Source organism: Paraburkholderia sp. BL21I4N1 (assembly GCF_002973525.1).
Taxonomy (GTDB): domain Bacteria; phylum Pseudomonadota; class Gammaproteobacteria; order Burkholderiales; family Burkholderiaceae; genus Paraburkholderia.
In genome coordinates, this window is sequence record NZ_PVEN01000001.1 from 1,099,387 (window position 1) to 1,123,540 (window position 24,154).

Sequence of the window (24,154 nt, forward strand, 5' to 3'; positions counted from 1 at the left end):
TTTTCTCTGGAAAGAATCTGAACGCGAGTCGTGCGGATCGACCGGCGCAATGGCATGGATGCGATCGTCAGAGATCCCGTGAATGGAACCGGCGACTTATCAGGCGATCCACCGACACAGGCCCCGCACCGAGCGCCATGATCGCAACGGCGAGCGACGCCCAATAGAGATGAAAATTCGCCCAGCCATCGGGGAAGACCAGTTGGATCACGCCCGTCATGACCAATAGAGCCAGCGCCGCGAATCGGGTCGCAAATCCGAGCACGAGCAGAATCGGCAGGCTTATTTCCGCCACGGCAACCAGAAGCGCGACCGTGTCGGGCGCCGGGAAGCCATAGGCGCCGCCGAACACGTGTACTTTGAATTGATTCTCGAACAGGAACAGCGTGGCGGGCGAAATGGACAGCAGGCCATCCCATCGCGTCAGACCGGATCGAAAGAACGGCAGCGCGAGAGCAATTCGCAAGACAGGCGGAGCGAGACTGCACCCGAGCGCCTCGATGTGCTCCAACGCCGCGCGAACCCGCAGTTCGAAGCGGCCCTTTGTCCGCGCAGTCATCTGATTCATGCGACCCTCGCAGTGGGGCTAAACAGGGTGGCCTCTCGCAGGCTCCATCCGACGATCGTATTGACCGCGAACAGATCGCGAAGCGTGCCGGTCAGATCGAAATCGGCGTCTTCTTCGAGAGCAAGCGTCGCCGCATCGGCGATGGGTGCGTGGGCCGCAACGCTCAAAATAAATGTCGCTGCGCTGGCAGGGATTTGGCGAACCTCGACTTCGGCAAGCGGACGAACCACAAGGGCATGCTCGCCGCCACTGGTCAGGTCGATAGCGACAGGCTCACCGCCGCCCACGTTTGTCTGCCATATCCGCACGGCGGGAAACGTGGACCGTACGACGCGTATCGAAGGATGCAGCGCAAAGCAGACCCGGGGCAGGCTTTGCGAATCGATCGTGGCGAGTCGAGCCGGGTCGATCGGCAGCGCCTCCGCGCTGTGATACGCCTCCACCCACGCGCGTTCGAGTCGGGCGACATCGGCCAGATACGGCACGCTGTTCGCGGGCTCGAATTTGTCGATGAACGCCGCGAAAGTTTCGCCGTAGTCGAGCATGATGGGCGACCTCGGCGGTTCGAGTGCAACGTAGACGCGCGCCATCGCCGCGAAGAATTCGTCGCCGACAAGACGGCATACGGCGGGATACGCCGCCCTCAACGTCTCGACGAGGCCAACCACGACATTGTTCCGGTAGACGTTAAAGCGCTTTTCGCTGGGTTCGCGGTCGGGGCCGAGCAGGCCGGCAGGAACTGGGCTATCCGGATCCAGTAGCGCGGCGGCAAAGTGCCTCTGCCGGTCGTATAAGTCATCGGGACGCAGACTTGAGCGGACGTCGATTTCGCCACTCAACGAGCTTGCGGACCCTTGATGCCGATGGGAGTGTGCCATTACGCGCTCAAGTCCGTAGCGGCCGTTGGACCACATTCGTCCACAGCTCGCGAAGACTGTCGACCCCGCCGGCCGTTGAACTCCAGAGCGTGGTATCGCTAACGAGCAGGCTGCCCGCGAACGTGTCCGGTCGCGATTGCAGGAGGGCGTCGAATGTCGCGCGTTCATCGGTGAACGGATGCGGCGGCGCGCTGAGGTCGATTCGCTGTCGAACCAGCACATCGAGTTTTTCGACGGCCTCGCCGAGTCGTTCAAGCTGAGGCAAATGCGCATGAAGATTAAACGTGCGGACTCTCTGCAGCAAGCCCAATCGATCGAGTGCCGTATCCGCTTCAATCGGCGTTGGCGTTCCATCCGCTGCGGCCGACGGCCTGAGTCCGAAGCGATTTTCCACCGGTACGCCAAGGGCGGCGAGCACCGAACGCGCGAAGCCCCCGAACCGCTGCCGGGGCGGAATTGTCTTGTCGCCGTGATGATGGAATTCGGCGATCTGACGCTCCAGTAGCTCGTTTTCCGGCAGCCCCGTGACGTCGCCGATATCGTGGTGCGGGCAGATGAAGGCGAGATGGTCGGCTTGTCCGAGGAAGGCGCGCAACGCGTCGATTTCTTCGCTGCCCGCCGTTTGAGCGGTACGCAGCGAGTCGAAACTGATGACGATCAGCGTGTCGACGCCGTCGAGAAGACGCGCGTCGAGTGGCGTGAGAGTGCCGTCGTCCGCCACGCGTTCGATCTCCGTGACGCTCTGGCCCGTCAACGCCGTCGCCAGTTCGACAAAGGCGGTGAAGTTGCGCTTCATGATGTGGTCGAGGAAGCCGTTGATGCTCTGATCGAACTCGCGCGGATCGGAGAATTCGTGAAATCTCGGGAAACCCATCCTGCGACTTTCGAAGAGCGCCGGAAAGCGGTCGTCGATTATATGGAGCGGCGCACCGTTCTCGCCTGGCCGGCTCCACGCGTAATAAACAAGGACTTGTCGCTTGATCATGGTATTTGCACCTCTGTGCGCGGGTGACGCATGGCGATGAGTGACGGACGGCTAATTACATGGTCGATGCCGACCGGTTGCATGGCAGCCTGAACGACGCTGTCGGCACGCCTCGCTTGCGCCTCGAGCGTCGGCCAGTCGGGCAGGTTCGCGTCCCATTCGATCAAGGTGGGAAGGGGACCGGTTTGGCGGATTACCTGCGCGAAGAGATCCCACACGATGTCCGCGACGCGACGGTCGTGCGTATCGATAAGCAGCGGGCGGTTCTTATCATCCGCCTCGCAGGTGTGACCGGCCAGATGAATCTGTTGCACGGCCGCGAGCGGATAGCGATCGATATAGGCAAACGGGTCCCACTGCTGGTTGATCGAGGCGACGTACACGTTGTTGACGTCGAGCAGCAGGCCGCAGCCGGTGCGCTGCGCGACGGCGGCGATGAAATCGGTCTCCGGGTACGTGCTTTCCTCGAAGGCGAGGTACGTCGACGGGTTTTCCAGCAGCATCTGCCGGCCGAGCACCTCTTGAATCCGGTCGATGTGGTCCGCCACGCGCGCGAGGCTCCGCGCGGTGTAGGGAACCGGCAGCAGATCGTTGAGAAAGCCGCAATCGTGACTGGACCAGGCCAGGTGTTCGGAAAACAGCGCCGGCGTATAGCGTGCAATGAGTCGTTTCAACCGATGGAGATGCTCCGGGTCGAGCGAACGGTCCGCGCCGATCGACAGGCCGACGCCGTGAAGCGATAAGGGGTAATGCTCGCGTATGGCGGACAGAAAGCGATGCGGCGGCCCACCGGCGCCCATATAGTTTTCCGCATGCACCTCGAAAAAACCGATGTCCGGCCTCGATTCGAGGATCGTGTGGTAATGCTGCGCTTTAAGCCCGACCCCGGCGCGCTGGGGCAGGCTCTGTCGGACATCGTGAGAGAGCGACTCTGGCATGGCGAACCATTATTGCGGTGAGCACTGCGAGGCCGGGCTTGACGACGCCCGGCCGCCGATCGATGTCAGGCCTTCGGCGACAGGCTGCCGGGACCGTTCGGTGTGGAGATGCCGGTGCAGGTTCCTTTGGGCACCAGCTTGAATGCGTTGCCCTGATAGTCCGTCGTGCTGGTGCCGGCGCAGGTGGTGCCCGCTCCGGCGTAGCAGTCGTTTTGCCCCTTCATTGCCGTGCCGAAGCAGGGCTCGACCTTGCCCGACTTCACGAGCGCCGTATGCTCGGCCTGAATCTTCTTCTGTGCCGCGGTGAATTCCTGTGCGCTGGCGGAGGTGGCCGTCAAGGCGGCGAGGGCGGCGGCGAATGCACCGACGACGAGAGTGGTGGTTTTGTAATCGGCCATACGATTTCTCCAACGTTGAAAGAGAGCAGCGATCTGGAGACCCGGTGACCACGTCGATGCCGCGTGTACGGTATGAACAGCGGTCGTGCCCGGCCTCGTTCCGGAATGCCAGCGATAGTGGGTCGCTGCAGGGAGAGCATACGGACCCGAAGCCGGCGGAAGATTGCACGGTCTTGTTCCATTTGGTACGGGATTGCGATCAATGCGCGGAACCGGGAACGGCATGACGCAACGGCTGGTTTTTTCGCGGCGTATTCTGAGGTCGGTGCCACGCCTACGCGGCGCTTTCCGGCTGCGTCCATCCTGTGTTTTCAAACGAAGGAACGCTCATGACTCAATCGCAAATCAACCCGAGTTCCCGCCAGAACCTGACGGACGTCATCATCGACGCGAAGATTCGCAAGAATCTGACGTTTGAAGAGATCAACGAAGGTACGGGCCTGAGTCTCGCGTTCGTCACGGCCGCGCTGCTCGGCCAGCATCCGCTGCCCGCCGACGCGGCGAGAGTGGTCGCCGATAAGCTCGATCTCGACGAGCACGCCGTACGCCTGTTACAGACCGTGCCGGTGCGCGGCAGTATTCCGGGCGGCGTGCCGACCGATCCGACCATCTACCGCTTCTATGAAATCGTGCAGGTCTACGGCTCGACGCTCAAGGCGCTCGTGCATGAAAAGTTCGGCGACGGCATTATCAGCGCGATCAATTTCAAGCTCGATATCCAGAAGGTCGACGATCCGGAGGGGGGATCGCGTGCGGTGATTACGCTCGACGGCAAGTACCTGCCGACCAAACCGTTCTGAGCCGATAGCGGGTCGAGTCGAGGCGGGTCGAGGCAGGTCAAGTCGGGTCGTCATTGTCGACCAGTTGCGTCAGCCAGGCGAGCCATTGCGCCTGGCAATTCGCCGTCTCAAAGCGGCGTGGCAGCTTACACGGCCACGTTGGCAGACTTCAGCGGCCCAACTTCGTTGCCCGCCGGCGGCCGTTAGCCAATACTGGTTTCACCGCGAGGCCTTGACGCCAGCAACTGCGCCAGGCGGACATTGGGAGGGCGTGTATGTCCTCCATCCACCCATCAGCGAAGGAACCGACATGACTAACACCCACATCGCAGGCATCGAAATCCCCGACAGCGCCATTGCACGCGCCGCGACCGAACTGGTTCGCGATACCGAAACCGATCTGCTGTACAACCACTCGCGCCGGGTCTTCCTGTTCGGCGCCCTCAGCGGCAACCGCAAGGGCCTGAAGTACGACGCGGAACTGCTGTACCTCGGTGCGATGTTCCACGACATGGGCCTGATGCCGGCCTATAGCAGCGAGAACCTTCGCTTCGAAGTGGATGGCGCCAATGCCGCGCGCGATTTCATGACGCAGTACCGCATGAACGAGTACGACATCGACCAGGTGTGGGCTTCGATCGCGCTGCATACGACGCCGGGCGTTCCCGAACACATGAAGCCGGTTGTCGCGCTCGTGACCGCCGGGGTCGAGATGGACGTGCTGGGACTGAGCTACAACGAATTCAGCGACGAGCAGCGCAACGCGGTCGTGGCGGCACACCCGCGCGAAAAGACCTTCAAGAACGGCATTATCGACGCATTCGCGCAAGGCACGATCAAGAAGCCCGAGACGACGTTCGGTAACGTCAAGGCCGACGTACTCGAGCTTCGCGATCCGTCGTACAAGCGTCTGAACTTCTGCCAGATCATTCTCGGCTCGGCGTGGGACGACAGCAAAGCCGACCACGCGCATCATGCCGGCTGCGCATGCACCGGCGGCGCAACGGCGTAAGCCAGCCGACGCCGGCATCCGGGCATGCCCTAGCGGTCATGACCATGCCTGTCATTTCGGGTTGATACAGGATCTCCGATGAAAAAGCTCACTACCGCCTTCGGCGCACCCGTCGTCGATAACCAGAATATTCGCACCGCCGGTCCGCGCGGTCCGGCGCTGCTCGAAGACGTGTGGCTTATCGAGAAGCTCGCTCACTTCGACCGTGAAGTGATTCCCGAGCGGCGCATGCATGCGAAAGGATCCGGCGCATTCGGTACGTTCACGGTCACGCACGACATCACGAAGTACACGCGGGCCGCGATCTTCTCCGAAGTCGGCAAGAAGACGGAAATGTTCGCGCGCTTTTCAACCGTGGCGGGCGAGCGTGGCGCGGCCGACGCGGAGCGCGACATTCGTGGCTTCGCGTTGAAGTTCTATACCGAAGAGGGTAACTGGGATCTGGTGGGCAACAACACACCGGTGTTCTTCCTGCGCGACCCATTGAAGTTCCCGGACCTGAATCACGCAATCAAGCGTGACCCGCGCACGGGTTTGCGTAGCGCGGAGAGCAACTGGGATTTCTGGACGCAACTGCCGGAAGCGTTGCATCAGGTCACGATCGTAATGAGCGAGCGCGGTATTCCGAAGACGTTCCGCCATATGCATGGGTTCGGCAGCCACACGTTCAGTTTCATCAGCGCCGCGCACGAACGCTACTGGGTGAAGTTCCATTTCCGCTCGCAGCAGGGCATTGAAAACCTGACGGACGCGCAAGCCGAAACGCTGGTGGGCCGTGATCGCGAAACGCATCATCGCGACCTGTACGAAGCGATCGAACGGCGCGAGTTTCCGCGCTGGACGCTGTTTGTACAAATCATGCCGGAGAAAGAAGCGGGCAGTTATCCGATCAATCCGTTCGATCTGACCAAGGTCTGGCCAAAGCGCGACTATCCGCTGATCGAAGTCGGCGTGATGGAGTTGAACCGCAATCCCGACAACCATTTCGCCGATGTCGAGCAGGCCGCGTTCGCGCCCGCCAACGTGGTGCCAGGTATCAGCTTTTCGCCCGACAAGATGTTGCAAGGACGGCTGTTTTCGTACGGCGACGCGCAACGTTACCGGTTGAGTGTCAACTATCACCAGGTACCGGTGAATGCGCCGCGTGGTGCGAAATACGTGCATAGTTATCATCGCGACGGGCTGTTGCGGGTCGATGCGAATACGGGAGGCGCCACACCGTATGAGCCGAATACGCGGGGTGAATGGCAGGAGCAGCCCGATTATCGGGAGCCGCCTTTGTCGATAGAAGGCACGGCCGATCACTGGAATCATCGCGTCGACGACGACTACTATTCACAGCCGGGCGCACTGTTCCGCAAGATGACGGCCGCGCAGCAGCAGACCTTGTTCGAGAACACGGCGCGCGCGCTGAACGGTGTTTCGAAGCCGGTCCAGCAGTTGCATATCGAGCACTGCGCTCAGGCCGATCCTGCTTATGGTACGGGTGTTGCGAGAGCGATCGAGGCGCTTGAACGGGAGTGAGCACGGCGAGGGAGATTCGTTTCTCCCTCGTTCACCTGGAATAGCCGGGCGCGGGAAGGGGATTCGTCGCTCATGACGGCAGGGTTCGATTCGACCCAGAGGGGGCGATTTTTTCCCATCTCGCGCCCGACGAACCAACCTCGGCACGGCAGGGATGCACAGGTGACGGACGAATGGTCTTGCCCTCGGGGCAAGCGCTGGCCTGGGTGAAATCGTGCCCATTGCACGGCGCGCGAACACCGCCGGATTACGGCGTCGGTCTCGTGGCGCAAGGCGCGCGCCACATTGGAGGTCAACTGGCACGAAGCTTGTGTGAGGGAGGGGGAGAGAAGCATTCGATCAGTTGGGTCTGTTCGCCTTCTTCTCGCGCCCACCCACCTGACGCCAGGACAATCTCATGCGGCAATCCGATGGCAACGGAAGTAAAGGCCCGAAGCCGCTCAACGCAAATAGCGATCCGGTCTTCCATCCGCCGACGCCCCGCTACGACCCCGGGCACGGAGCGGTCGGCAGCGACAGGCCACGGTCTCGGAGCGCGCCGCTCCCGATCGGTATGCACTCCAGCAGCCCGGTGCTGTCGCCGATGACCCCGCCGCCGCATGGCAGCCCTGGGCGTGCCGCCACGCCGCCCGTCGACAGATTGCAGAATAGTGCGGCGACGCTGTCGCCGATGCGTTCTCCGCCGTCGAACCGCTCGAATGGGGCGGGGCTGACACCGATGCATCACAATCCGTCCAGCGGCTCGAGCTCGCCGGTGCTGTCGCCGATGCTGCCTCGGCCGTCGGGCAGCGAGGCTCCCGCGCAGCGTCCCGACCATGCCGTGATCGACATGGCGCCGCCGCAACCGCTTCATCCGCCTGCGCAGCCGGGTGGCCAACAAGCGGTACAACAGGTGGCGCAACAGCATGCGAGTCCCCAATCCACACGGCAAAAGGTAGGTCAATTCGCGCCGCTGGTCGATGGTCTGGCGGCGGGGGCGTCGCTGGTGGCGTCGAGAGTCGTACCGGGTTCCGTCGCATCGACAGCAAGCGGTGCCGTAAGCGGGGTGTTATGGGGCGGTGCCGCCGGGATGTCGGAAGCGGGCAACACGCAACCCTCCAGCCGACTGGCATCGTTCGGCAACTTCATGAACTTCAGCGCGGGGGCGTTGAGCACCGCGTCCGTGTTCAATACGGACAGCACGCAGACCAATCTCGGTTACGCGTCGTCGGCGGCATGGGGCTTGAGCGCGATCACGAGCATGGCGCACGCCGCGCTCGACGGTACGCGCGGCAGAGTGAGTCGCGGGCTGCAGATTGCGAGCGGCGTAGCGAATCTCGCGGCGGCCGGGTTGTCGGCGGCGTCCGTCCGTGCGTCGTCGGAGAACGATACGACGAGTGCGGCCTGGTACGGCACGGCGTCCTCGCTATCGTGGATGGCGGGCGCGGCGTTTGCTTACGGGTCGGCACGCACGGCGTCGAATCCGTCGCCCCGCGTGGTGCCGGCGCTGCCGTCCGAGTCGTCGTCGCTGCGTTCAGGGAGCGCTGGACGTTCGTTTGGGACGATACAGTCGGTGTAGGCGGAGAAGCGATTAACGCCGGATGAACGACAGCAGCGAACGTATGTTGCCGGGAGTAATCGCTAGACTCGCGTTCCCTACTGGCCACACATTTCAAGTTCGCCGGTTTGAAGAAGCTCATCCGCATGCTCAATCTGGGCGGATTGAATAAGGTTACGGACGGATAGTGACAGGTCACTACGATTACGAAGACCCATGGTGGCACTGATGTAAGAAATCAGGCCGCGCACCCGCTCAGGAACGAACTGACGAGAACGATAGCTGATTGAAACCGGCGCCGGTAGCGATCTCCACGCTTCAAAAACGGGGAAAAGTTCACCGGCTTTCACGTGAGGATTCGCTATCGCGGACGAAAGCAAGGCAACCCCAAAACCTTGTACCGCAGCCGATGCAATGGCTTGCGGGCTCGCTGAGCGAAAACGGGAGTCGCAAGGAAGCACGAGGTGCCTTTCCGATCCACGGGCTATTAAATCCCAGGCGCTTCCGCCGGGTGACATGCGCTGTTGCGGAAGAAGGTCGGAAGGGAATAACGCCTTGGTCTCCGCCAGAAACCGCTTGCCGCCGTAGAGCGACATGCCCAAGGAATCAATCTGTTTGGCAATGTAGACGTCACGAACTTCACTCTGCAACGAGATGGCTACGTCTGCTCCGCAGGAGAGAGGGTCATCTCCGGCGTCGAAAAAATCGACGCTCACCGTCACGTTATCGTGGGAGCGCATGTATTGATCCAGCGTTGCAGACAGGGAGTCAAATCCAAGAAGCCTTTGTATCGCCACCCGCACCGTTCCGCTCATCGTACCGGAGCATGCTTCGCTGATGCCTTTGATTTCCGAATAGTTGTCGAGCAACGAGACCGCCCGGTTGTAGACCGACATACCGACGTCCGTTACCGAAAGTTCGCGCGTTGTTCTGTGAAACAACCTGACGCCCAATTCCGTTTCGAGTTCCTGAATGGCCCGTGTCACCGCACTTGGAGCAATGTTGTTTGCAGCGGCGACCCTCGAAAAACTTTTATGTTCTGCGACTGCCTTAAATAACTCAAGACATTTGATCGTGTGCATTTCATTTCTCCCTGTCGTAACGTTGGAATGTTAATGACAAGATTAGGTGAGGACGCACCGCAGTCCCATTCTACGAACGACTATCCGCGTGCCGTCTTTGGACAGGCGACCCTAGACGAACGTATGTCGTAGCAACGTGTCACGCAGGGACGGGAGGGGTAAGGCGATATGCCCCGCAATGCACACGGGGCATTTGCCTCTTCAGGCTGTAATCGCGCCGCGCAGCATGTCGGGAATTTTCTCGAGCTTCTCGAACGAGGCAGGATCGAGTCCATAGCCATTGGTCAGGACCTTGATCACGTCGAGGTAATCAACGTAGACACGTGCTTCGCTGTCCTCCCACACCACGGCTTTCAGCGGCAATTCAACCGCCGCATGCGGGTTCGCCGCCATGATCGGTGTACCTGCCGCGGGGTTGCCGAACAGCAGCAAAACCGTCGGCCGAAGAACGGCGCCAGACTCCGCCGCCGCCTGCGCCTGGTCCACCTTGGCGAAAAGAGTGATATGGCGGCTCGCTAATGCGGCTTCGATACGAGCCACCGTGGTCGAAAAATCCGTGCTGCTCGGCAAGCTGATCACGTGGGGCGGAAGTGCGAACGATTCAGAGGCGGAACGGGTCATGACCGGTAGCTCCCAAAAGTAAAGAAAAACGCCGTGCGGACGACGAAGGCCGCGTCACCCGGTATCGACTCGTCCCGGCGATAGAACGCAGACGAGCGTCCAGTGTCTCACGCGGCAAGTCATCCCAAACGCGAAAGCGGGTCGCACCGATACGAATGGATAGCCTGGGGTTACTTGAGTGACAAGCCATCGACATCCGCGCTCAGGGTGGAACTTGAGACGATCGAGCTAGTTTTCGAGCGTCGCGAGCATCGGCAAACCCCGGTTGGACTCATAGAATTTAGTCACTGAGATCCGAGCCGATGCGCTTCCCGTTGAAACGCACCGCGCGATAACCCAAACTGGAGTTGGCGATGTCGAATGTCGAACACTATGAATATGTCTTCCTCGGCGGCGGAAAGGGCGGCAAAACGCTCGCGATGGACCTGGCTCAAGCCGGAAAGCGGGTTGCGCTCATCGAGCGCGGAATGATCGGCGGATCGTGTATCAACGTAGCCTGTATCCCGACCAAGGCATTGATTCAGAACGCGCGGATCGCCCATGTGCGCAATGCTCATCGGCACGATAGCGAAGTGACCGAAGGCCCGAAAACCGATATGAAAAAGGTGCTCGGCAACGTGCGCTCGGTGGTGAGTGGCATGGTGGATACCAATCTGAAAGCATTTCTTGGTTCAGGCCTCGACCTGGTATTGGGAACGGGCCGCTTTGTCGGCCCGCGCAGGATTCATGTCGAGATGAACGAAGGCGCTGCCCGGATCATCGAGGGCGAGCACGTTTTCATCAACACGGGCACCACCGCCGCGATTCCCAACGTGCCGGGTCTGAAAGACGCGCAACCGCTCACGCACGTCGAAGCACTGCAACTGGATTCGCTGCCGGACCATCTCGTCGTGATCGGCGGCGGCTACATCGGTCTCGAGATGGCGCAGGCGTTCCGGCGTTTGGGCAGCAGCGTCACGCTGATTCAGGAAGCTCCCCGTGTCGCGATGCGCGAGGATGAAGACGTCACGTCGGAAATTCAGGCCGCGCTGGCCGAAGAGGGCATCGAGATTCTGGTCGGTGCCAGGCCGGTAAAGGTGACGGGCACGTCGGGCCATGCCGTCACGATCGAACTGGAAAGCGGCAAGGTGGTGTCGGGTACGCATGTGCTCGTCGCGGCGGGACGCACGCCCGTGACGAAGAGTTTGGCGCTCGATGCAGCCGTTGTCGAAACGGACGAACGTGGCTTCATCAAGGTCGACGAGCGGCTCGCGACGACCGCCGCCAACACTTGGGCCATCGGCGAAGTGGCAGGCACACCGATGTTCACACACGCCTCGTTCGATGACTACCGCGTGCTGAAGTCGCAACTTGCCGGCGGCAACATGACGACGGAAAACCGCATCATTCCCTACGCTCTGTTCGTCGAACCCGAACTAGGCCGCATCGGACTGAACGAAACCGAAGCGAAGGCAGGCGGTATCGAGGTGCGGGTGGCAAAGATTCCGATGGCGGTCGTGCCGCGCGCCCGCACGAATGGGGCGACGAAAGGCTTCATGAAGGTTCTGGTCGATCAGCATTCGGACCAGATTCTTGGATTCACGATGCTGGGCACGAACGCCGGCGACGTGGTGACGGCCGTGCAGATGGCCATGATCGGCAAGCTGCCTTATACGGCGGTGCGCGACGCGATCATCGCGCATCCGCTGATCTCCGAAGGCCTGAATATCCTGCTGGGCAAGGTTCCGGCACGCGCCGCCAAGCAATGAACCTCGGCCCTTATTCGTTCCCGGTCGCGCCGCTCGTCTTTCTGGCGAGCATCGGTATTGCTCTTTGGGTGGCGTGCAAGGCCACCCATGGCGGCCCTGCGGCGGAAACGACCATTCTGTATAGCGTGGTGGCCGGACTGCTGGTGTCCCGACTGGCGTTCGTCGGGCAATACCTGCCGGCCTATCGGGGAGATGTGCTGAAAATGCTCGATTTCCGCGACTTGGGCTTCGACCCGGTACCGGGCGCCGTGGCCGGCGCGATGGTTCTGCTAGTGCTGCTCGCGAAGCGGCGACAGGTGCGCCGCGCCGCGATGCTCGCGGTTTTTGCCGGTTGCGCGAGTTGGGGCTTGGCGACGGCTTTCGCCGACACGGGAGAGCAGGCAGCATTTCTGCCGGCGGTAACGGTGCTCGATATGAATGGCAACCCGCAGCCCCTTGCCCATAACGACGGCAAGCCGCTAGTCGTTAATCTGTGGGCGAGCTGGTGCGGGCCATGTCGAGCTGAAATGCCCGTTCTAGCCGAAGCGCAAAGAGACTTCACGCAGGTGGACATCGCGTTTATCAATCAGGGGGAGCCGGAAGCCGCGGTGACCGACTTTGTGACGGAGCACGGGCTTGTGCTGCACAACCTTGCGCGTGACCCGAACCTTGCCGTTGCGCGCGCAGTCGGAGCAAGAGCGTTCCCGACCACGCTGTTTTACGACCGGAACGGCAAACTGCTGGCAACGCATCTGGGGCCGTTCTCGCGAGCAACGTTCGAGCAGGCGCTTAAGACGCTCTACCCGAAAACGGCGGGTGACGCCGTTCATTAACGGCTTTTTCAATCCGGCTGTACGTTGCCGTTCATTTCTTGGGTTCTTTCATTGAATATGCGCTTTATCTCCCTTCTCATTGGTGCCGTTTCGTTTTTGTCGGTCTGCGCGCACGCGCAGACCATCCCGGCGGTCACTCTGCCGTTCGAAACACATGCCGCCTATTTTTCCCGCGAAGTGACGTCGCCAACGATTCTGGACCCGCAGGTCTTCGTGCACGACAAAAACGCCCGGGCGGAGCGCCATTGGCAGGGGATTGAACATGTTGCGGGTGTGCGCAACGCACAGGTTGACGATGCCAGCGCAACGGATCTCTATACGGCCAGAGGTACCCCGTTGGGGATGACAGCTGGGCAATGGTTTACAGCCGGCGGTATCGTGATCCTGAAGCCGCGCGCGGATGGCCGGGAGGACGTAACCGTACAGTTGCACGGCCTGAAACCCGGTGGGAAATTCAGCCTCTTCGAAAATCACTTCGATCAGCAACCCACTGGTTTCACGCCGGTTGACGGTAAGGGAAGCGGCAACTCTTTTGTCGCCGATTCGAATGGCTTCGCAAGCGTCAGCATGATTACACCGGTTCGGATGAACCATGCCAACGCCGTGCTCGTTGTGTATCACTCCGACAACGAGACGCACGGCAGCGAGCGCGGCGCAATTGGCGAGACCGCGCATCATCAATTGATTGCGCGGGTGCCTGATCTGCAGACTAATTGAGGATGTTCGTGGCGCAGGCTTCTTCATTGGGATCGATCTCGTGAAAGACCGCCAGACCAAAGCACCATTGAGCGACGCAACGCCGGGAGTGGTCAATGTCGGCTGACATCGCGGATAAGAGGCTTTTCTCCCTAACGATGCATGTCAAACATCATTCACATCAGTCGTGAAAATCTATCGTTGGACGTCGGGTACTCGAAATTCAATACTTTCACCATGTCGAAGCGATTGATTGCTCGCTCGACGCGAGGTTGCGATCCGCGCGTTCGGACTGCCCGTCATTCAGTGTTTTCGGTCTAAGGCATGTGATGGTGGAAGTCAGGCGCTTCGGGATTGCGACATACGTTCAACCTGAAAGTGCATGGTGAAACATGAGCCACAATATCGACTACAACAAGATCTCAATCAAGACTCCCGAAGAAATCGCGATGCTGCGTGCCGCTGGGCGCATCGCAGCCCAGGTCCTGCAGGATCTCACGCCGCATATTCAACCCGGCGTGACGTCGCGTCAGATCAACGACATCGCCTATGACCTGATCGTCAACAAATACCACGCGGAAATCGACCGGGAAGATCTCTCCGGCTACGATTCGAGCGAGTACGCCTGCATCTCGATCGCGCATAACGAGAACGCCTTCAGCGGTGAACCGAACGACTTGCCCTTGAAAAAGGGAGATCTTTTCGGTGTTGACGTGAGCATCAGGAAGGAAGGGTGGTGCGGCGATACTCAACGCATGTGGATCGTGGGGGAGGAAACGAGCGCTGAAGCGCGCCTGTTAATGGCGGTCGGGTACCAGGCCATGTGCCTCGGCATCAGCCTGGTTCGTCCGGGCGCGAAGGTGCAGGAGATTGCCCGTCGCGTCCAGACCTATGTCGAATCGTTCGGGTTTTCGATGCTGCGCGTTCCGAGCGGAACGGGGCATTCGATCGGCCAGGTTCACGCGGACGGATGGCTGATACCGTACTACGAGACTTCCGTGAACGAAGGGCGGGTGCTGGAGAAAGGCATGGTCATCACGGTCGAACCGTTCATCTGTGCCGGGTCCGGCGAGGGCATCCGCCTGAACAACGTCACGCGTTCGGCACAGACCGCCGACGGGTCGCTTGCCGTCTACTGGGAGCACGTGGTCGCGGTTACCGAGTCCGGATGCGAAGTGCTCGATCTGCGCGACGGCGAGGACGTCAGGTTCTACGACGCCCGCCCGCGCGGATAACGCGTGGTGGTGGTGTCTGCCTGCCGGACCATTCCCTCCAGCCAGCCCACGAATTGCAGGATGGCTTCCTGCTTCGGATGGCCTTCTCGCCAGCACAGATAGTAGGCGAGGTTGGAGGGAATTCGCGTGCTCCCGACCTGCACCAGTTTTCCCTGCTGAAGGTAAGAACCGGTCAACCGCTCTCTCAACATGGCGACACCTTGTCCCGCGAGTGCGGCGTGCAGCAGCGATGCCGCATCGTCGAAGATAGGGCCGTGCTCCGGATCGCCGGCAGCGAGATTAGCGGCGTGGAAAAACTCTTGCCACGATCGACCGGTGAAACGCATCAGCGGAACGTGAACCAGGTCCGCGACGGTCAACGGCCCATGTTTTTCCAGAAACGCGGGCGTGCATACTGCAATCACCTGGTCTTCCAGCAGCTTCCTTGACTGAAATCCGTTTCGATCGACGCTTTTGTGCCAGATGCCGATATCCGATTCGTACCCTTCCGGAATGTCGAGAGTATTGCGAACCGCGATGGAGAGATCGAGATGCGGGTACTGGCTATAAAACGCTTCGAGCTCCGGGATCAGCCAAACGGTCGCAAAGTCGGCCATGACGCTGACCTTGAGAACGAGACGCTGTTGCCTGTTCGCCTTTCCTGCTTCCAGAAGCGCGCATTCGATCTCGGTCAGACTCTCGCGCACCCGTTCGGCCAGACGTGTACAGGTCGACGTTGGAATCATCCGCGACTGTGTACGCGTAAACAATACGATGTCCAGCATCGATTCGATCTGCCGGATCTGATGGCTGATCGCGCTGTGTGTCAGACTCAGCTCGTGGGCGGCCGCGGTAAAGCTGCGGCATCGTTCGGCGGTTTCGAGTGCGCGGAGCGCGGAAAGATTGAGGCGAAGTCGGTCGCTCATCAGGGAATGACCGGCGGATGGTAGGTGAGCGTACCCGCAAAGGCCCAAAGCATGAAAATCACCAGCGGGAGATGCACCACCAGTTGCGTGAACGTGAACCCGACAATGTCGCGTGCGCGCAGCCCGAGCACGCCCAGGAGCGGCAGCATCCAGAACGGGTTGATCAGGTTTGGCAATGCCTCGGCCGCGTTGTAGATTGTCACCGCCCAGCCCAGGTGTACCTGCAGCAGCTTGGCGGCCTCGATCACGTAGGGTGCTTCGATGATCCACTTGCCGCCACCGGAAGGCACGAAGAATCCGAGGACGGCGGAATACACACCCATCACCGCGGGAAACGACGAATGCGAGGACAGCGCGACGAAGAAATGCGCGAGGTGATCGGAGAGCGGCAATCCGGTGGGTGCCGACGCTTTCGTCAGGATGTAGGCGATGCCGCCGTACAACGGAAACTGGATAAGTACGCCTGCAACCGACGGCACCGAACGTGCGACTGCGTTGAGGAATCGCCGTGGCCGCCAGTTCAGTAACATGCCGAGCATCAGGAACAGGAAGTTGTAGGTGTTCAGATTCGAGATCGCGATCAGCGGGCTTTTCGTCGTGAGCTCGTGCCAACCCCAGATCGCACCGATCGAGACGATGACGATAGTGATGAACGGGCTGTATTCGAGCCAGTCTCCCGGGCGTGTCGGTCGCGCGATCGTCGCATGGGCTTCGTCGAGCTGAATCCCCAGCTCAGTCGCGGTCTTCGCACGCGCGTCGCTGGGTGCGGACAGATAAGCGATCAGCAGCGACGCAACGGTCAGCACCGAGGCCATCAGCATCGACTGAGGCAGAAAGATCGTCTCGGAGAACGGGATCACCCCGGAGATGGCCAGCAATGCCTTGGGCAGGCTGTCCGGATTCGCCTGCAGTTGCGAGGCGGACGAACTCAAGCCAAGCGCCCACGTCGCGCCCATGCCCAGATACGCGGCCGCGCCGGCGGCCCGGTAGTCCATGCGCAGCTCGGTACGGCGCGCAAGCGCACGAACCAGGAGACCGCTGAAGATCAGGCTGATGGCCCAGTTGAACAACGATGCGCCGATACTGATCAGCGCGACGAACGTCACTGCCGCACGCCCGGACGACGGCAGGCGCGCGAGCCCGTCGATCAGTCTCGACGCGGGCGGTGATACCGCGACGACGTAACCCGATATGGCGACGATCGCCATCTGCATCGTGAACGGGATGAGGCTCCAGAAACCGTCGCCGAACGCGATGCCGACCTGCCTGACCGGCGCGCCGATCGCCAGCGCGCCGGCCGCCACGATCACGACCGCAATGGCCGCGAAAACATACGCGTCCGGAAACCACTTCTCCGACCAGCGCGCCACGCTGGCGGCCATTCGTTCGAGTCGGCCCTCACGCTCTGCGTCTGACGCGTCACTCTTGCGCATTTCCGTCAACTCTTTCATCTCGATCTCCTTTCGCGCCGCGGCTTCAGTTTGATTTTTCGTAAACCTGCACGGCAGCCGCGAGATCTTCCAGTGCGGTGCCGACTGCCTTGAAAACGGTTCGCTGACTGTTGTTCACGCGCCCCTCGACTTCGCTCCGGCACAGTGCCGTCAGTGTTCTGCTCAGGCTGCCAATCGTCATGACATCGCGAGACAGCGGGCCGAGCAAGTCGCCGGATTTTTGCGGCGCTTCGTCCGTATCGACATAAATTTCCGCATGCTGGAAACAAGCGTCGTCTGCCTCGCGCATGCGCGGCGTGAAGCTGCCGATCAGATCCAGATGCGAGCCCGGAGACAACCATTCGCCGAATACGACAGGTTCCGTCGCAAGCGTTGCGCACGTCACGACGTCCGCGCGACGAACGCTCGCTTCAAGGTGGGTGACGGGCGCCGCATTGAAGCCCAAACGTGTCAATCGATCGACCAGCGCGGCAACGGCTTGCGGATTTCTATCCCACACCTCGACGTTCGCAATCGGCAACTGGCTGCGGTAGGCGAGCGGAACCAGGCTGCCGACCCGGCCAGCGCCCAGCAGCACGAGGCGCGAGGCATCGCGACGGGCCAGATACGTTGCGGCCAGGGCCGATGCGGCAGCGGTGCGGCGCGACGTGATTTCGTTTCCGTCAAGTTGCGCAAGCGGGGCGCCTGTTCTTCCGTCATACAGCACATAGGTCGAATGCAGTCCGGGCATCCCGCGTTGCGCGTTGCCCTGAAAGATGTTGACCGTCTTGATGCCCAGGTAACCGTTGTCTTGCCACGCCGGCATCACGAGAACGGTGCCCTCGTTTTCGCTTCCCGTATTGAGCACGTGCGAATGACGTAGCGGCACATGGCAACCGTCGATGAAGGCTTGTCTAAGGCGCGAGATCAGTGATTCGAAATCGAGTGCCTCGCGTGTCGCGATGCTGTCGAAAATTTTCATGTCAGCCCTTTTCTCAAATGAACTCATGCGTCGATGATGACGTCGGTGGCTGGAATGGCCTGACAGGCAAGACACATCTCCGCTTCGTCCGGTCCGTGCCCGCTCAGATGCGTGACTTCTCCCGCTACGACCCTGACCGCGCAACTCTCGCACTGCCCGACGCGGCAACCGCTCGGCATGGCGATCCCGAGGTTTTCCGCAAACGACAGCAGGCTTCCGTCGCTCGGTGTCCAGGTGGCCGTGCGATCCGATCTCGTGAACCGCACAGCGAATCGCTTTGACGGATCGGCCGCCGGCCGGGACGGAGACCGGAATGCTTCCTTGAAGATGTCGAAAGGCGGCACGCCACGCTCGATCAGCCCTGACGTGATCGCCTGCATCATCGGCTCGGGGCCGCATAGATAGAACCGGGCGCGCCTCCGGATCAGATCGTCGCTGACCACGTCGGCCGTCAGGTAGCCACGCATCTGGTAGTCGTGGCCCAGCGCCTCGTCTTCGGGCTGGTTGTAGCAGTCGACGACCTCCAGCTTCGGCAAGCGCCGTTTCAATGTCCCGATGCGTTCCCGGAAGGCATGCGTCCGGCTGTTCAGATTGGCAAAGAAGAGTCGTGACTCCGGCGCCTGGTCGCCCAGATCCTGGATCGACTCCAGATAGGAGACGAATGGCGTGATGCCGATGCCGCCCGCAAACATCACGACCGGCTGCCTCAACGCGGGTGGCACGATGAACGTACCGGCGGGAGCGCCAAGCAGTACGGAGTCGCCGACCTTGAGAACGCGGTGGATGTACGAGGACATCGTGCCTTCGAAAGCGACGCCGTCGCGAGCGTTGCCTTTTTGATGACGCACGGCGATGGAGTAGGTCTGGCGGTTGTGTTCGCGAGCGGCGCCGGTCAGGGAATAGGCTCGTGTGGTGCCGCCGTCGCCGAGCGCCGGAATATGCACGGTCACATGCTGACCGGGCAGGTAGTCCGGCAGCGCGCCACCATCCGCGGCCCGGAACGTGACGGCTCGCACGCCGCTCGCTTCTATTCGTACGGCGGACACGACGAATTCCCGCAGCCCCTGCCACGCCCGACGCGACGGATCGATCGACGGATCACGCCTCACGCGGCAACGGACGGAGCGCAGCGGCGACGAGCCGCTTACCGGATCGAGCACAGCGGCCGAGACGAGCTGGTTGAAATTGCTGTTGTTTGGACCTCCGGCGGTGAGCGAATCCATGCCGATCTCGTCGCAGGCCTGCCACCAGCCGTATTCGGCGACGATCACGTCGCGCGCGAGCTCCGGCACGAGACGCGCCTTGAAACGCGCCGAGCCGTTTGTCGTTTCGATCAGGAACCAGTCACCGTCGACAATACCGTGTTCCGCCGCCAGCGCGTCGTTGAGTTCAGCGACCGGATACGGTGCACGGCGACGCAGGCTCGGGAGGCCGCGGTGCTGGCTGTGGCAGTAGTACCCGTTCTTCACCGAGGTCAGCGTGCAAGGGAACCGGCGGCGATTATTCGCGTCTCCGTCCTGGCCGTGCCGCGGCGGCACGTAGTGTGGAACGGGCGGGTATCCGTGGCGATGCAGCTTCTCGGAATACAGCTCGACGCGCAGGGTCTCCGTGTTGAATCCCAATGCGCCGTCGGGCGTCGGCGACGCATAGCGCCGCTCTTGCTGGACTAATGGCCTGTCAATACCTTCCGGACGGGCACGCAACGACGCGACGTCCAGTCCGAGCGGTTCGAGCACGTGATTCCATCCCGCCTCGATGTTCCCGCCGAAGAACGCGTCGCCCATGCCGAGACGGACAGCGAGATCCAGGACGATGTCGTAGTCCGCGCGACTTTCTCCCCTCGGCGGCACCATGCGCTGCCTGAGCTGGATCCGTTCGACCGCACGCTCGTTGATCTCGAAGCCGAGCCGCAATCCCTCACGCTCCCACGGCGTATTCACGGGCAGCAGGATGTCCGCATAGCTCGACGATGGCGTTTCGAAGAGGTCGCAGTGAACGTGGAAGTCGAGTGCGCGGAGCGCATCGTGGGCGATGCCGCCATCCGCCTGGGACATCGCCATGTTGGTGCCGAATGCGAATAGCGCGCGGATCCGATAGGGTTCGCCGTCGAGGATCGCCCGATAGACATCGCGCGCTGTCACCCAACCCTGCGAAGGTGGCCCGAGCGGGCGCTCGTCGAGGCCGAGTGCTTTCGCACGCTGCTGCGGATTCAGCATCGCGTAGCTGCTGATCGCGTTGGCCGGCTGTTTCGTCAGTTGCCGGTTCGAGCCACGCGTGTCGAATGCGCCTGTCAACGCATACAGCGTCGCAATGGAGCGCTCCGTCTGCGTGGCGTTGGTGTGCATGCCAACGCCAGACCACGCGTGATACGCAATACGGCGGTGCGGCCTCAGCATGTCGGCGGCCTTCATGATGTCGTCCGCGCTGATGCCGGTAATCGCGCTTGCATGCGCTGGTGTGAAGTCGTCGAGCGCCTTCGCATAGAGGTCGAACGCCGGTGTGCACTCCACCTCTGTCCGGCAGCCGGTCGAATCATCAATCGCGACGTGACGGGCGCCCGCCATCGACAGATCGAACGGCGTGGTGCCGACCTCCTCGCCGACCAGTTCCAGCCGATCGAGCGTCTGGTTCCAGATTGCATAGCGGTTGTTCGATGCGTGCCTGTCGATGTCCCGTTCCCGCAAGAACCGGCCCGTATCGGCACGCACCAGCAGCGGGCCGTTCGTCCATGTCCGGACGAAGGCATCGTCGACGTTTCCGATCGTGATCATCTGTCGCGCGATCGCCATCGCGAGCGCCCCGTCCGTTCCCGGGCGCACGCGCAGCCAGAGGTCCGCTTCGCGTGCGAGCGCTGTCGGCCGCGGGTCGACGACAATCAGCCTTGCCCCGTTGCGGCGACCCTTTGCGATCGCATCGGCCTGGGCCAGCCAGGTGTTGGCGGGATTGTTTCCCCAGAGAATGATGAGCTCGGCGTTCTGGTAGTCCGCTGTCGGCATGCCGCAACCGAACGTAAAGACATGGGCGCTGTCCTTGTGCCAGTTGCAGATCTCGGTCGCGTAGCAGATATTCGGACTTCCATATAACCAGACGAATCGCTCGACCCAGTCGATGCTGTCGCTCATCGGCGTTCCGCTCGGCGTGGTCACGCCGAACGCAACCGACTCAGCGCCGTTCTCGCGCTTGAAATGCGCAAGGCGTTCCGCAATCTCGGACAGCGCTTCGTCCCAACCGATGCGCTTCCAGCCGGGATCGGCCGAACCCTTGGGGCGCGTGCGCCGCATGGGATACAGCACGCGGTTCGGACTATGCACCAGTTCAGGCGCGGCTTTCCCCTTCATACACATCGCATGGCCAGTCGGATGCGTGTTGTCGGGCTTGACCTTGATCATCATGTCGCCACGCACGACATTGATCGTGCCGCACCGCGACCGGCACAGCGTGCAATAACCCTTTTTTTCCTGAGTCTCCATTCGCTCGCTTCGTCAGCTTCATGATTACGGCATGCTAGGAAGCCGAAATGAACATGACAAATTCATACTTTTGATAGCTTGATATATATTGAATCAATATCAGGCGGCCCGATCCGATGTACTGTTCGGTCTTCGAGACAGTGCTGTTCCATCATTGCCCGGTCTTTCCAGGTTTATATCCGTGAGCACATCCATCACGCTTCGCCAGATCGAATACTTCGTTTCCGTCGCCGACACGGGGAAGATTTCTCAGTCGGCCGACCTTTGCGCGGTGTCCCAATCGTCCATGACGATCGCGTTGAAGAAACTCGAGGATGCGGTGGGCGTGACGCTGCTTCATCGTCATTCGAAAGGGGTTCGGCTCACCCAGGCTGGAGAGCGATTTCTGCGCCATGTGCAACACGCTGCGGTGTCTGTCGACCGCGCCGTTGCAGCGGCACAGGAAGATCCAGCGCAGATCTCGGGACATGTGCGTATCGGCGTGACCGAAACCATCTCGGCTTACCTGATGCCGTCGCTGATTTCCACCATTGCCCAACGCTTCGGCAACCTGAGTGTGAGCATCGTCGAAAGCGAGCGTGAAGCCATTGAGGAGATGTTCGTCGACGATCGCCTCGATATCGCGCTCCTGCTGGTGTCGAACACCGCGGAAGTCAAAGACCTGAAGTACGAGACGATTCTTCGCTTTACCCGACGGTTGTGGACTCATCCTGACCATCCTCTGCAAGAGGCGCAACGAGTCACACTCGAAGATGTCGCGCGCGAGAACTATCTGCTTCTGGACATGGACGAGCACCTGCGAACGGTCGGCAAGTACTGGGGAAGTTATGGCGTCGCACCGAATGTCTGGATGCAGAGCAAATCGATCGAAGCGGTGAGAAGTCTTGTCGCGCTCGGGCAAGGTGTCACGATCCTTTCGGATCTGGTCTATCGACCCTGGTCTCTGGAGGGAAACCGGATTAGTCGCCGCGATCTCAGCGTGACGGTGCCGACCATGGATGTCGGCGCGGTCTGGCGCAGGGGCGGCGCGATGTCGACGCCATGTCGTGCGCTGCTCGACCTGTTTCGGTCGTGGAGAAAGACCGCGCCGTAGTCGCGCCGCCAACCACGCCGATTTGCCCGGTCGATGAGCCGAGGGGAATGCGAAGTGCCCCTCACGGTGAAACATCGCCTTGATATGTGATAACAGACTCGCTATCATCAATTGAAATTTACTTATCCGTAAATTTAGAGGTGCCCGGATTAGTCTGAATCCTCGCAAGAAGCAGAATTCTCGAATGCAGTTCGTCGTGTTTCAGTTTGTCAAAGCAAACATGGAGAGAGACAAGAGATGGAAGCGAACCACGTAGCTACCGGTCGTTACGAGAAGAACGGCTGGATTCAATGGCCGGGGCAGCCCGAGCTGAGTTTTCAGTTTGCCCGCACGCTCGGCGCGGCGCAGGAAGGTGCAAGTCTGATCAGCGAGTGTTTTCTCGCGGCGTCGCGAATGACGCCGGGCGATACCGAGAGCTGGTATCGCGAATGGCAAGCCATGGCGCGGACGAGCGAGACGCGTGCAAACGAGGCGTTCGAGTTGAAACGCTTCCGTACGGCGAGCAGCAACTGGCTGCGCGCCGCCAACTACTATCGCTCGTCGGAATTCTATCTGGGGCATGACGACCCGCGACGCACCGACACCTTCGACAGTGTGGAGCGCTGTTCGAAGCGTTATCTGGCGGGTCTCACACCCGCCGGTGAAGTCGTCAAGGTGCCGTACGAGAACGGGGCGCACCTGGACGCCTATTTCATTCCGTGCGCAGGCAACGAGGTTCGATCGCCGGTCGTGATCGCGTTCGGTGGTCTCGACGAGTACAAGGACGAACTCCTTCACGAGATGCCCAAGCATGCGCTTCCCCGAGGCATGTCGTTGCTGTTGGTGGATCTGCCCGGACAGGGAGGCACGCTCCGCAGGCAAAAAATCGTCAATCGCCCGGATACGCATGTTCCGGTTGGGGCGTGTATCGACTATCTGTCGACTCGCCCGGACGTCGATGCCGCCCGGATTGGCTTGTACGGTGCCAGTGTCGGTGGCGTCTATGCGGCGCTTGCCGCGGCGGTGGAAAAGCGGGTGGCTGCCGTTGTCTCCGATTCGGTGATGTTCGACATGTCGTCCCTGTTCGCCGGGTGGCTCGACTCCCCCGACAGGCTGATCTGGGGCCACCTGAAATGGGTCTTCGGATGTGAAACGCCTGAAGCGGTGGTTCAGCGGGCCAAAGTGTTCTCGTTGAGGGGCGTTATCAACGACATCAGCGTGCCGTATCTGGTCCTTCAGGGAACCGAGGATTGGCTCGGTCTCGAGACGGCAACCGATACCTACGGCTATGCGAAGAAGAACGGCGTGAAGGCCGACCTCAAGCTTTTCTATCCGGAAGAAACCGGCGCGGCACATTGCCAGATCGACAATCCGACGCTCGGTCAGGAATTTGTCTGCGACTGGCTGGCCGAGAAACTGGGCATCGATCAAGCGGCCGCGCGTATTCTGCGCCCGGCGCTGGCTTAGGTTTCGCGCATCGGG

Annotated in this window: 21 protein-coding genes; 10 read left to right on the forward strand and 11 right to left on the reverse strand. The window is 61.1% G+C overall.

All coding sequences use genetic code 11. From position 1 onward, the window contains the following. Positions 1-67: 67 nt before the first annotated feature. From B0G83_RS04810 to B0G83_RS04830, 5 genes are all read right to left on the reverse strand, one after another. Complete coding sequence (locus tag B0G83_RS04810) at positions 68-568, reverse strand: DoxX family protein (RefSeq protein WP_105506236.1); 501 nt, start codon at positions 566-568, stop codon at positions 68-70. Then, positions 565-1,407 (reverse strand): DUF2063 domain-containing protein, encoded by an 843-nt coding sequence (locus B0G83_RS04815; protein WP_258167692.1) that lies wholly within the window; start codon positions 1,405-1,407, stop codon positions 565-567. Before B0G83_RS04815 ends, B0G83_RS04810 begins: the two co-directional genes overlap by 4 nt. Positions 1,408-1,453: 46 nt before the next feature. Beyond that, positions 1,454-2,431: a hypothetical protein gene (locus B0G83_RS04820; protein WP_105506238.1), complete on the reverse strand. Its 978-nt coding sequence runs from the start codon at positions 2,429-2,431 to the stop codon at positions 1,454-1,456. After that, positions 2,428-3,369: a DUF692 family multinuclear iron-containing protein gene (locus tag B0G83_RS04825; protein WP_105506239.1), complete on the reverse strand. Its 942-nt coding sequence runs from the start codon at positions 3,367-3,369 to the stop codon at positions 2,428-2,430. The genes B0G83_RS04820 and B0G83_RS04825 overlap by 4 nt, the downstream gene beginning before the upstream one ends. Before the next feature lie 65 nt (positions 3,370-3,434). Further along, complete coding sequence (locus B0G83_RS04830) at positions 3,435-3,767, reverse strand: DUF2282 domain-containing protein (RefSeq protein WP_105506240.1); 333 nt, start codon at positions 3,765-3,767, stop codon at positions 3,435-3,437. Between the two features lie 329 nt (positions 3,768-4,096). On the opposite strand from B0G83_RS04830, the gene cynS reads away from it, so the two are divergent. From cynS to B0G83_RS04850, 4 genes are all read left to right on the forward strand, one after another. After that, positions 4,097-4,567, forward strand: a complete 471-nt coding sequence (cynS, locus tag B0G83_RS04835; protein WP_105506241.1) for a cyanase — start codon at positions 4,097-4,099, stop codon at positions 4,565-4,567. A 289-nt stretch (positions 4,568-4,856) separates the two neighbouring features. Beyond that, positions 4,857-5,558, forward strand: coding sequence for an HD domain-containing protein (locus B0G83_RS04840; protein ID WP_105506242.1), 702 nt, complete (start codon positions 4,857-4,859; stop codon positions 5,556-5,558). 78 nt (positions 5,559-5,636) lie between these two features. Further along, the gene (locus B0G83_RS04845; protein WP_105506243.1) at positions 5,637-7,082 is read left to right on the forward strand and encodes a catalase; all 1,446 of its coding nucleotides are present in this window, start codon (positions 5,637-5,639) and stop codon (positions 7,080-7,082) included. A gap of 553 nt (positions 7,083-7,635) precedes the next feature. Next, positions 7,636-8,640: a hypothetical protein gene (locus B0G83_RS04850; RefSeq protein ID WP_105506244.1), complete on the forward strand. Its 1,005-nt coding sequence runs from the start codon at positions 7,636-7,638 to the stop codon at positions 8,638-8,640. 77 nt (positions 8,641-8,717) lie between these two features. Here the strand turns inward: B0G83_RS04850 and B0G83_RS04855 are convergent, their stop codons facing one another. Further along, positions 8,718-9,701 carry a LysR family transcriptional regulator gene (locus B0G83_RS04855; protein WP_105506245.1) on the reverse strand — a complete coding sequence of 328 codons (984 nt, stop codon included), beginning with the start codon at positions 9,699-9,701 and terminating at the stop codon, positions 8,718-8,720. Between the two features lie 201 nt (positions 9,702-9,902). Beyond that, positions 9,903-10,322: a DUF302 domain-containing protein gene (locus B0G83_RS04860; RefSeq protein ID WP_105506246.1), complete on the reverse strand. Its 420-nt coding sequence runs from the start codon at positions 10,320-10,322 to the stop codon at positions 9,903-9,905. A gap of 353 nt (positions 10,323-10,675) precedes the next feature. On the opposite strand from B0G83_RS04860, the gene B0G83_RS04865 reads away from it, so the two are divergent. The 4 genes from B0G83_RS04865 (at position 10,676) to B0G83_RS04880 (ending at position 14,813) form a co-directional block, all read left to right on the forward strand. After that, entirely contained in the window at positions 10,676-12,070 is a 1,395-nt protein-coding gene (locus B0G83_RS04865) for an FAD-dependent oxidoreductase (protein ID WP_105506247.1), read from the forward strand. A 128-nt stretch (positions 12,071-12,198) separates the two neighbouring features. Beyond that, positions 12,199-12,882: a TlpA disulfide reductase family protein gene (locus tag B0G83_RS04870; RefSeq protein ID WP_219849000.1), complete on the forward strand. Its 684-nt coding sequence runs from the start codon at positions 12,199-12,201 to the stop codon at positions 12,880-12,882. A gap of 24 nt (positions 12,883-12,906) precedes the next feature. Continuing rightward, a complete protein-coding gene (locus tag B0G83_RS04875) occupies positions 12,907-13,599 on the forward strand; it encodes a hypothetical protein (protein ID WP_258167695.1) in 693 nt (230 codons plus the stop codon). 371 nt (positions 13,600-13,970) lie between these two features. Further along, a complete protein-coding gene (locus B0G83_RS04880) occupies positions 13,971-14,813 on the forward strand; it encodes a M24 family metallopeptidase (RefSeq protein WP_105506250.1) in 843 nt (280 codons plus the stop codon). Here the strand turns inward: B0G83_RS04880 and B0G83_RS04885 are convergent. From B0G83_RS04885 to B0G83_RS04900, 4 genes are read right to left on the reverse strand one after another with little or no spacing between them, the layout of a single operon-like run. Next, positions 14,789-15,718, reverse strand: coding sequence for a LysR substrate-binding domain-containing protein (locus B0G83_RS04885; RefSeq protein ID WP_105506251.1), 930 nt, complete (start codon positions 15,716-15,718; stop codon positions 14,789-14,791). The two genes, B0G83_RS04880 and B0G83_RS04885, sit on opposite strands and share 25 nt — an antisense overlap. Continuing rightward, positions 15,718-17,169 (reverse strand): short-chain fatty acid transporter, encoded by a 1,452-nt coding sequence (locus B0G83_RS04890; protein WP_105506252.1) that lies wholly within the window; start codon positions 17,167-17,169, stop codon positions 15,718-15,720. Before B0G83_RS04890 ends, B0G83_RS04885 begins: the two co-directional genes overlap by 1 nt. A gap of 25 nt (positions 17,170-17,194) precedes the next feature. After that, the gene (locus tag B0G83_RS04895; protein WP_105506253.1) at positions 17,195-18,130 is read right to left on the reverse strand and encodes an ornithine cyclodeaminase family protein; all 936 of its coding nucleotides are present in this window, start codon (positions 18,128-18,130) and stop codon (positions 17,195-17,197) included. Between the two features lie 23 nt (positions 18,131-18,153). Beyond that, positions 18,154-21,600, reverse strand: coding sequence for a molybdopterin-dependent oxidoreductase (locus B0G83_RS04900; protein WP_105506254.1), 3,447 nt, complete (start codon positions 21,598-21,600; stop codon positions 18,154-18,156). A gap of 181 nt (positions 21,601-21,781) precedes the next feature. Between B0G83_RS04900 and B0G83_RS04905 the strand changes: the two genes are divergently transcribed. Both B0G83_RS04905 and B0G83_RS04910 read left to right on the forward strand, forming a co-directional pair. After that, positions 21,782-22,693, forward strand: a complete 912-nt coding sequence (locus B0G83_RS04905) for a LysR family transcriptional regulator (protein ID WP_105506255.1) — start codon at positions 21,782-21,784, stop codon at positions 22,691-22,693. 393 nt (positions 22,694-23,086) lie between these two features. Beyond that, on the forward strand, positions 23,087-24,139 hold the full coding sequence (locus B0G83_RS04910) for a S9 family peptidase (protein ID WP_181156696.1): 1,053 nt from the start codon (positions 23,087-23,089) through the stop codon (positions 24,137-24,139). Positions 24,140-24,154: the final 15 nt, after the last annotated feature.